Source organism: Pseudorhodobacter sp. W20_MBD10_FR17 (genome assembly GCF_052119765.1).
Lineage (GTDB): Bacteria > Pseudomonadota > Alphaproteobacteria > Rhodobacterales > Rhodobacteraceae > Pseudorhodobacter.
Window position 1 is genome coordinate 1 of record NZ_JBGQOQ010000068.1, and the last position, 9,443, is coordinate 9,443.

The 9,443-nt window shown below is 54.2% G+C and carries 5 protein-coding genes and 1 pseudogene; 5 read left to right on the forward strand and 1 reads right to left on the reverse strand.

All coding sequences use genetic code 11. The features are described from left to right. Positions 1-67: 67 nt before the first annotated feature. The 5 genes and pseudogenes from ACEN2J_RS20035 to ACEN2J_RS20055 form a co-directional block, all read left to right on the forward strand. A pseudogene (locus ACEN2J_RS20035) lies at positions 68-284 on the forward strand (transposase domain-containing protein); the annotation flags it as partial. Positions 285-572: 288 nt separating this feature from the next. Next, positions 573-3,218, forward strand: a complete 2,646-nt coding sequence (locus tag ACEN2J_RS20040) for an erythromycin esterase family protein (protein WP_442108428.1) — start codon at positions 573-575, stop codon at positions 3,216-3,218. A 210-nt stretch (positions 3,219-3,428) separates the two neighbouring features. Beyond that, on the forward strand, positions 3,429-7,904 hold the full coding sequence (locus ACEN2J_RS20045; protein ID WP_442108430.1) for a chemotaxis protein CheB: 4,476 nt from the start codon (positions 3,429-3,431) through the stop codon (positions 7,902-7,904). Between the two features lie 266 nt (positions 7,905-8,170). Continuing rightward, positions 8,171-8,590 carry a CBS domain-containing protein gene (locus ACEN2J_RS20050; protein WP_442108432.1) on the forward strand — a complete coding sequence of 140 codons (420 nt, stop codon included), beginning with the start codon at positions 8,171-8,173 and terminating at the stop codon, positions 8,588-8,590. 10 nt (positions 8,591-8,600) lie between these two features. Beyond that, positions 8,601-9,050: a host attachment protein gene (locus tag ACEN2J_RS20055; protein WP_442108434.1), complete on the forward strand. Its 450-nt coding sequence runs from the start codon at positions 8,601-8,603 to the stop codon at positions 9,048-9,050. Positions 9,051-9,064: 14 nt separating this feature from the next. Here the strand turns inward: ACEN2J_RS20055 and ACEN2J_RS20060 are convergent, their stop codons facing one another. Beyond that, entirely contained in the window at positions 9,065-9,232 is a 168-nt protein-coding gene (locus ACEN2J_RS20060; RefSeq protein WP_442108436.1) for a hypothetical protein, read from the reverse strand. Positions 9,233-9,443 lie beyond the last annotated feature (211 nt).

Here is a 9,443-nt window from a genome sequence, read left to right on the forward strand (position 1 = left end):
TTTAGGCCAAAATACGGATGCCAATGATAGTGAACTTCCCGCTCTTCGCCGACATGGGCAGAATGAACGGGCAATGGGCCTGAATAAAAAGAACGCTCTCTTCGCTGGCCATGACGCTGGAGCCGAAAACTGGGCCATCATCGCCTCGTTAATCGAGACCTGCAAAATGAACGCAATCGAGCCCCCATGCATGGCTGTCAAGCACACTTACAGTCATCGTCAATGGCCACAAACAAAGCCAGATCGACGATCTGCTACCGTGGAATTACGCCAGCAAGGTGTGATTGGGACACCGCTCTTACAACTGCCGAATGTCAAACTTTAATGGTTGCAACGGCAACCATAGTTATTCTCCTTTAAAAACCTGCGGAATCAGCGTTTATCTCAAATAAGAAACCCCATTCCAGCAAGTCAGTAATAACCAGCATTGCGCCTGCAGACTTCCACCTTTGGGGGCATCGCCCGATGGCGTGGTGGTTTCACAGCGCGGGGCCGTGATATCGGGCAAAAAATAGCACGGCAGAATTGAGATCAATCAACTTTAGCCGCCATGCGTTGGGTACAATTGCCGAATGGATATGATCGCACAAAAATTCGCAGACCGCGCAGAGGCAGGTCAAATGTTGGCAAGGCTTCTTGTCGATATGGATCTGGAGAACCCGTTGGTCCTTGCCTTGCCACGCGGAGGGGTGCCGGTGGCTGTCGAATTGGCAAACCGGCTGGGCGCCCCGCTTGAATTGATGCTTGTGCGCAAGATAGGCGCACCCAAGAACCCCGAGGTTGCGCTTGGCGCGATTGTCGAAGGCTCAGACGAACAAATCGTTATAAACGAGGACGTGCGGCGTGCATCCGGTGCCCATGATGCCTACATCGCAAAGGCTGTGGCCGAGCAAAGGGCCGAGCTTGATCGGCGCAAATCGGTGTATCTGGGAAACCGTGCCCGTCCCGACCTGCGGGGGCGAACCGTTATTGTGGTCGATGACGGCTTGGCAACCGGTGCAACCATGAAGGCCGCGCTGATCGGACTAAAACGGTCTGGTCCCGCACGGATTGTGGTGGCGCTACCCGTCGCGCCCAAGTCGGCGTTAGAGGGGATATCTGACCAAGCCGACGATATCGTATGTATTTTCCCGGTCGTATCGTTTCATGGAGTTGGGGCGTTCTACGAGGATTTTCATCAACTTTCAGATCATGAAACCGTAAAGCTGTTCCAGTCGGTCGAACCCAGCCCAAAGCCAATAGCGGCACGCACCTATAAGAGACAAGTCGCAATCCCGCCGCTGGGGCTGATAGGCGATCTAACGGTTCCAAAGAACGCAAAGGGTATCGTCTTGTTTGCGCATGGCAGCGGGTCCAGCCGCCGCAGCCCCCGCAACGCCTATGTCGCCGAAAAGCTGAACGCGCATGGATTTGCAACGCTTCTGTTTGATCTGTTAACGTCAGACGAAGCCCAAAACCGCAACAATGTTTTTGACATCCCCCTGCTGGCGGATCGCGTGGTTGAGGCATCGCTTTGGGCCACGTCCGAACTGGACCTTGAAAATTTGCCCTTGGGTCTGTTCGGGGCAAGCACGGGGGCTGCTGCAGCGCTTGTGGCTGCGGCAGAGTTGCGACGCCGCGTCGCCGCAGTCGTTTCGCGGGGTGGTCGCTCGGATCTGGCCTTGCCGTTTTTGTCACAAGTACGGGCCTCGACCTTGCTTATAGTGGGGAGCCATGATCATGAGGTGATCAAGCTGAATGAGCGGGCGCTTATTGCACTGACCGCCACGAAAAAGCTGGTGATTGTTTCAGGGGCAGGCCACCTGTTTGAAGAGCCGCACACCTTGGATGAGGTGATCGAGCATGCCGTTGACTGGTTCAAAGCTTACTTGCGGACAGCAGACATTACACCGGCCAAACCGGTCCCGCCGCCAAAGGCGGATACAGATATATCCGTCCTACGGTCTGCCGCCGAAGCATTGCCGGACATAAACGACCCCCATTTTGCGCGGGCGTTTGACCGGTTTGGAACAAAACGCGTTGTCTTGCTAGGAGAGGCGTCGCACGGGACTTCGGAATTTTATGCTGCGCGGGCAGCAATAACGCAGCGGCTGATCGAAAAGCACGGTTTTTCAATCGTGGCCGTCGAAGCAGCCTGGCCGGATGCGGCAACGGTTGACCATCACATCCGCCAAAAACCGCATGCGCCCATGTTGGATACACCCTTTGCACGCTTTCCGGTCTGGATGTGGCGCAATGCTGAATTCGAAGCGTTTACCCGTTTCCTGACCTTCCATAACGAAAACCGGCCGATGAAAGGCCGTGTCGCTTTTTATGGCCTTGACCTCTACAACATGCATGCTTCGATTGCTGCGGTTCTAGCCTATCTGGACCGTGTTGATGAAACAGCAGCGGCTGTTGCGCGGGCGCGTTATGCGTGCCTGACCCCTTGGTCACGCGAGCCCGCCGCGTATGGACGTGCGGCGCTGACCCAAGGCTTTTCTGCCTGTGAACAGTCGGTGACGCAAAACCTGCTGGACCTGCTTGCGCGGCAACTGGATTATAATGGCAAAAATGGCGATCGGTTCTTTGATGCCACCCAGAATGCCCGGCTTGTCGCCAATGCCCAACGCTACTACCGGGTGATGTATTACGGGTCGCAAATGTCGTGGAACCTGCGCGATCGTCACATGTTTCAAACCCTGCGCCAAATTCTTGACCATGCCGGACCTGACAAGAAAGCCGTCGTCTGGGCACATAACTCGCATGTCGGAGATGCGCGGTTTACGGATATGGGCCGAAGCCGAGGCGAGTTGAATATTGGCCAGCTTTGCCGCGAGACCTATGGCAATACCGCTGTCCTTATTGGTTTTGGAACTGCTTCGGGCACTGTTGCCGCTGCATCGGAATGGGATGCCCCGATGGAAATCAAACCCATTCGCCCGCCCCTTCCCGAAAGCTATGAGGCGATCTGCCATGCCGTAGATATTGAGCAGTTTTTGTGGGACTTTAAAAAGCATCAATCGGCGGCGTTCAAAACCATGACCGAATACCCAAGACTAGAGCGGTATATCGGTGTGATTTACCGCCCCGAGACCGAAAGAGCGAGCCATTACAGCTATGCGCAACTGTCCAAGCAATATGATGCCTTTGTCTGGCTTGACAAAACCAAAGCGGTAACCCCGATTGCAACGCCGATCAAAGCTGCCGAGGATGAAACATTTCCCTTCGGTTTGTGAATTGGTCTGACAAAGCTGTGTCAGGTGCAGGCGGCACGGCGCGCATGCCCAAATGGCGCAGAAAACTAGGTCTTTCGGCACTTGGTATGCCGCCCCGTCATCTCCGCCCGCCCCCGCAGTTCTACAAAGGGGGTGGTTGTCATGGTCTGCTGGTCAATCAGCAAAAAGCGGTTTAATAATTGGAGCATTGACGCGAAAACCGGAGGTGCAATGATGGTACGGCAACCCAAGAAGCCATCGCTTGAGGCGTCCGGAAAAACTTTGCCAAAACGGGCGTCAAAACCCAAGCCTCCCGCGCAAAAACATGTGCCGCGCGCTGTACCTATCGTTGGGCTTGGGGCTTCGGCAGGGGGGGTGCAGGCGTTTATCGATTTCTTCGAGGCCATTCCGGACAAAAGCGGCATGGCGTTCGTCGCCATTCATCATGTGCATCCGGACCACGAAAGCATGATGGCCGAGCTTTTAGCCAAGCACACAAAGATGACCGTGGCGCTTGCCAAGAACGATACGCCAATTGCACCGGATCATGTTTACATCATCCCGCCAAAGCAGTTTTTGCGTATCGAAAACAGCACCTTGTACCTGACCGAGCCGACTGAACGGCGCGGGATGCGTATGCCGATCGATTACTTCCTGCGCTCATTGGCCCTGGATAAACGGGAAAACGCCATAGCCGTCATTTTATCGGGCACCGGGGGCGATGGGACTGCTGGCATCCGAAGCATCAAGGAAAGCGGTGGCATAGTTCTGGTTCAGGACCCCAAGGAAGCCGAACATGACGGTATGCCGCGCAGTGCAATTGCGTCCTGCATGGTCGATCACATTCTGCCTGTCGCCAAGATGCCGGTGGTCATTTCCAATTACATCGCACATCCTTATTCACAAACGGGATCGAGCACCAAGGTTCTGGGCGAGAATGCGCGGGGTGCGCTGTCCGATATCATCGCGGTTTTGAAAGCGCATACGCCAATTAACTTTGAAAACTACAAGCAAGGCACGCTATTGCGGCGAATTGAACGGCGAATGGCGCTGCGCCATTTGGAGAACGCGACCGATTATCTGGCAGTGCTCAAGGACTCGTATGATGAGGTTGAGAAGCTTTGCGCCGATTTTCTGATCTCGGTCACGTCATTTTTTCGCGACCCCGAGACATTCGAGTATCTTGCCGAACATGTTATTCGCGACTTGGTTGCCAATTGCCCGTCGGGCCAGCCGATCCGCATTTGGGTGCCCGCCTGTGCGACCGGCGAAGAGGTTTATTCGTTGGCGATACTTGTGCTTGAACGCATTTACGCCCTTAGAAAAGACGTCAAGTTACAGATCTTTGCTTCGGATGCTGACGAACACGCATTATCTGTCGCGCGCGCAGGCATCTACCCCGATGTTATTGCGGCCGATGTGTCGCCGACGCGGTTAACGCATTTCTTTGAAAAGGAAGACCATTCCTATCGGATAAAGCCTGAATTGCGCGATGTCGTGGTCTTCGCTCATCACAATATTCTTGCGGATGCTCCGTTCTCCAAGCTGGACCTGATATCGTGCCGAAACCTACTTATTTATCTGAACGCCGAGGCGCAGGAACGGGTTATCCAGATGTTCCATTTCGCGCTGAATGATGACGGGCTGCTTTTGCTTGGGGCGTCTGAGACGGCCAACAATCATGAACTCTACTTCAAGGCACAATCTAAAAAGCACCGTTTGTACAAACGGGTCGGATTGGCGCGGCATGGCAGGTTTGACTTTCCGATTGCAAAGAACCCTATTTTTGGCCGGTCGGCGACGACGCTTCGCGGGGGGGCGGCAAGCCATGGAATACAGCTGGCCGAACTGAGCCAGAAGCTGCTGATTGATCGGTATGCGCCCGCCGCTGTTCTGATCAACACGCGCATGGAAGTGTTGTTCGTGCAGGGACCAACAGATCAATACCTTAAGGTACCACCCGGCGCGGCCAGTCAGAATGTGCTGAATATGGCGCGGGATGGGTTGCGGTCAAAGCTTGGCAACACGGTCCGTGTTGCGTTTACTTCGGATAAAGATGTCACAACATCGGGAACTTTGACGCGTGCGGGGCACAAAGTTCCAGTCTCTCTTACCGCGCATCCGTTGACAGTGGACGGGGCTAAGCTGGTGCTCGTTACCTTTGTTGACCAACTTGTCACAGGGGCCGAGGCCGAGGATGACAGCCAACGAGATGCCGCACTTCAGACAAGGCTTGAGCAAGAGCTGGAGACGATGCGCGCCGAGTTGCAAACCACGATTCACGAATACGAACTTTCGACCGAGGAATTGAAGGCATCGCACGAAGAGGCGATGTCGATGAACGAGGAATTCCAGTCGACCAATGAGGAGCTGGAAACCTCCAAAGAAGAATTGCAATCGTTGAACGAAGAGCTGACGACGATTAACACCCAGCTTCAGCAAAAGGTTGAAGACGAACGCCGCCTGACTGACGATCTGAATAACCTGTTGTCCAGCTCGGGAATTGCAACGCTGTTTTTGGACCGCGATTTCAACATCATGCGTTTCACACCTAAGACCCGCGATATTTTCAATGTCATCGCAAATGACGTTGGCCGCCCGTTCAGTGATATCACTGGCAAGATCGACGACCCTGCGCTGTTGACCGATGCCGCTAAGGTTCTGGCGCAGCTTGTCCCGATCAAGCTGGAGGTACAGGCAAAATATGGCAAATGGTACATCCGCCATATTTTGCCCTATCGGACCCAAGACGGCAAAATCGGCGGGGTTGTCGTTACTTTTACGGATGTCACGGATATCAAAGTTTTGCATCAGGCGAACGAGGATGCGCTGCAATTTGCGGAAAGCATTATCGGCACTATCAGCGAGCCATTGCTGGTACTGGACGCAGATCTGAAGGTGGTAAAAGCCAGCCGGTCTTTTTTCACGACATTCAAGACAACGGCGGAAAACGTCAAAGGCAATCCACTGTTTGAATTGCAAAACGGGCAGTGGAACCAACCCGAGCTGCGCAAATTACTAGAACGTGTCTTGCCGGAGAAGACCAGCGTTGAGGGGCATATGGTAGAACTGGTAACGACTGACCAAGATGTGTGCACCATGCGGATAAATGCACGCCAGTTGAATGATCAAAATGGCCGCGTCGATTTTATCTTGTTGGTCATCGATGACATCACTGAACAGCATCGCATTCAGCACGAGCTTGAAGAGCGCGAGGAAAGACTGAGCGCGATCATAAACGCCGCACCCGAAGCGATTGTCACCATTGACGCCAAGGGCATCATCACCAGCTATAGCCCTGCGGCCTGCCCGATGTTGGGATATACGTCAGCCGAAGTGATTGGCCAGAACATCAAAATGTTAATGCCGGCAGAGCACCAAAGGCACCACGACGATTATATTGCCAATTATATCAAAACCAAAAAGAAAAAAATGATTGGGTCCAGTCGCGAGCTAAAGGCCCGCCACAAGGATGGCACAGAGGTACCAATCCGCCTTACCGTGGCCGAATGGTGGAGTCGGGGCGAACAGAATTTTACCGGCATCATGCACGACCTGACCGAAGACATGAAACGTCGGGATGCATTACAGCACGCGCAAAAGATGGAGGCCGTCGGGCAATTGACCGGCGGCGTGGCGCATGATTTCAACAATTTACTGACGGTCATCATCGGCAATCTTGAACTGCTCTCGATGCATCTGGGGGATTTCGGAAAGAAAGAGTTACTGGCCGAGGCGCTGGAAGCTTCCGAGCTTGGTGCGAAACTGACCGCGCAATTGCTGGCGTTCTCGCGCAAACAGACGCTTGAACCGACCATTGTTGCCCTGAATGATATTGTAACCGCGTTCAAACCGCTTTTGGTCCGGGCGCTGGGGGATGACATCACGATCAAGACCGAGTTGGCCAAGGATTTGCGTTTGACACATGCCGATCTCGGCCAGGTTGAGGCGACGATTTTGAACCTTGCCATCAATTCCCGTGATGCCATGAACAACGGTGGCGATGTAACGATCCGGACCCGGAATGTTACTCTGGACAAGACATATGCCGCTACGCAAGTTGATGTTGATCCCGGTGACTATGTCGCCCTGTCGGTGGCAGACACTGGCAAGGGGATGACGCCTGACCAAATCGCCCACGCCTTTGAGCCGTTTTTCACAACCAAGGGTATTGGTGCCGGATCGGGCCTTGGGCTGAGCATGGTTTACGGTTTTGTCAAACAATCCGGCGGCCACGTCACGATTGACAGCGCAGAGGGCAAGGGCACTACGGTTACCGTCTTTCTTCCGACCGCCGCGCAAAGCTCCAAGGTTGTCGAGTCACACGAAGACAGCAAAATAGTGCCGTCGCATAATGAAACCATTCTGGTGGTTGAAGATGATCCGCGCGTCAGGCAGCTTACTGTGACACGGTTGGAAAGCTTGGGCTATCATGCCTTGGCTGTTGCAAACGGCCCTACCGCGCTGAAAACCCTGCGCAATACCAAAGGGATCAATTTGATCTTGTCAGATGTTGTGATGCCCGGCGGCCTGAACGGGTTTGAAGTTGCCGATCAGGCACTTGTGATCAACCCTGCCCTAAAAGTTTTGTTGGCAACCGGATATGCCAACAATAGTGCCAAAGCCGCCAGCAACAAATATCATATCGTGCACAAACCATACAGGTTGCACGACCTTGCCAAAGCACTGCGGGAGTTATTGGACTAAAAAACGCCTGACATCGTATTGTCTCGGCCACGCCCGAGAAAACAGGCGCATTCCATCTTATCGCAGAACCAGCAACTACCGGACAGTGATCTATCGTCTGCCGCTTTCAACTCATCACATTTGACGGGTTCCAGCGATGGTTGAAGCCGATGGATCTTTGCGCAAATCCTTCACCGCGAACGCGGGCTTGCATCCCATTGATAGCGGTCAATGATGGCTTGCGGCTTTGGTGTGACACTTGAATCCGAAGTTTAATGGAGGTTGTGATGAAGATCAGTGAAGCAATGCATGCGCCCGCAGAATGGATGGAAGCGGATACCATGGTTATCAAAATTGCAGAGCGTATGGCCAAGGATGATATTGGCGCGATTCCTATCGGTAAAAAGGACAAGCTGGTGGGGATGATTACCGACCGCGACCTTGCGACGCGGGTTGTGGCCAAGGGGCTTGATCCAAAGACAACCACAGCCGAAAGCGTCATGACCAGGGGCATCGTCTATTGCAACACCGATGAGACGTTGGAGGATGTTATCCACCTTATGGACCAGAAGAAAATTCGCCGTTTGCCCGTTTTGAATGAAGAAAAACGGATGGTTGGCATGCTTAGCCTTGGCGATGTGGCGCATTCTGTGGGCCTTCAGCTTGCGGGTGAATTGACCCGCGCGGTAGCGGATCATCATAAGTAGGATTACTGCGATGAAACTGGAACGTATTTGGCATATCGTTATGGATGACAGCCGGTCGCGCATTCTGCGCAGGCTTCCTTCTCCGCATGAGGCGACCCCGGCCGAGATTGTCATTCAAGGCAAAAGCCGCGACATGCGCGATGTTTATCAGGACCGTCAGACCCGCAGCTTTGCATCTGCGGGCGGAGGTAGACGGTTCGGTGTCGAGCCCAGCTCGAACCCAATTGAAAAGGATGCGCGTAACCTGATGCAAGAGGTCCTTAGCTATCTTGAAGACCAGCAGAAGGCAGGGGCATTTGACAAGCTGGTCGTGATTGCACCGGCGCAGGCAATTGGCCGTTGGCGCGCAGAGATATCCGACGGGTTGCGGGCAAGTGTGCAAAAGGAAATTGTCAAAAACCTTATGCAACTGTCGCCCCCCGAACTTGTCGGGGCGATCCGTGCGCTATCGTCGGCTTAGGCGCCGCGCCTCCGTCATTGATCTTGGCCAACGTCATCTTGCAGTACCGTTGCTAGCGCCTCATCCAGAAAGCGCTGCACACCGGCTCGGTTCAGGTGGTCAGTGTCAAAGTAGTATCGGGATTCAGGAATGGCCCGCGAGAAGTCATAAAACGCGACGTTATGGTCAGCCAACACGGCCATCAGCTGCGGCTCAAACCCCGCGAGCGTGGGAAGGGCTGCGCGGAACCTGTCGGGCAGCGGGGGGCGGGGGGCGGATGATCACGACCCGCGCGCCATTGGCCAGCGCAAGGGCAATAACTGTCCGCAGGTCGTTCTGAACTGATGCGGTGGATGCCCCCACCCCAACGGCATCAATTGTGCCAAGATGGTTTTATTGCAACCAAGCAGAGGG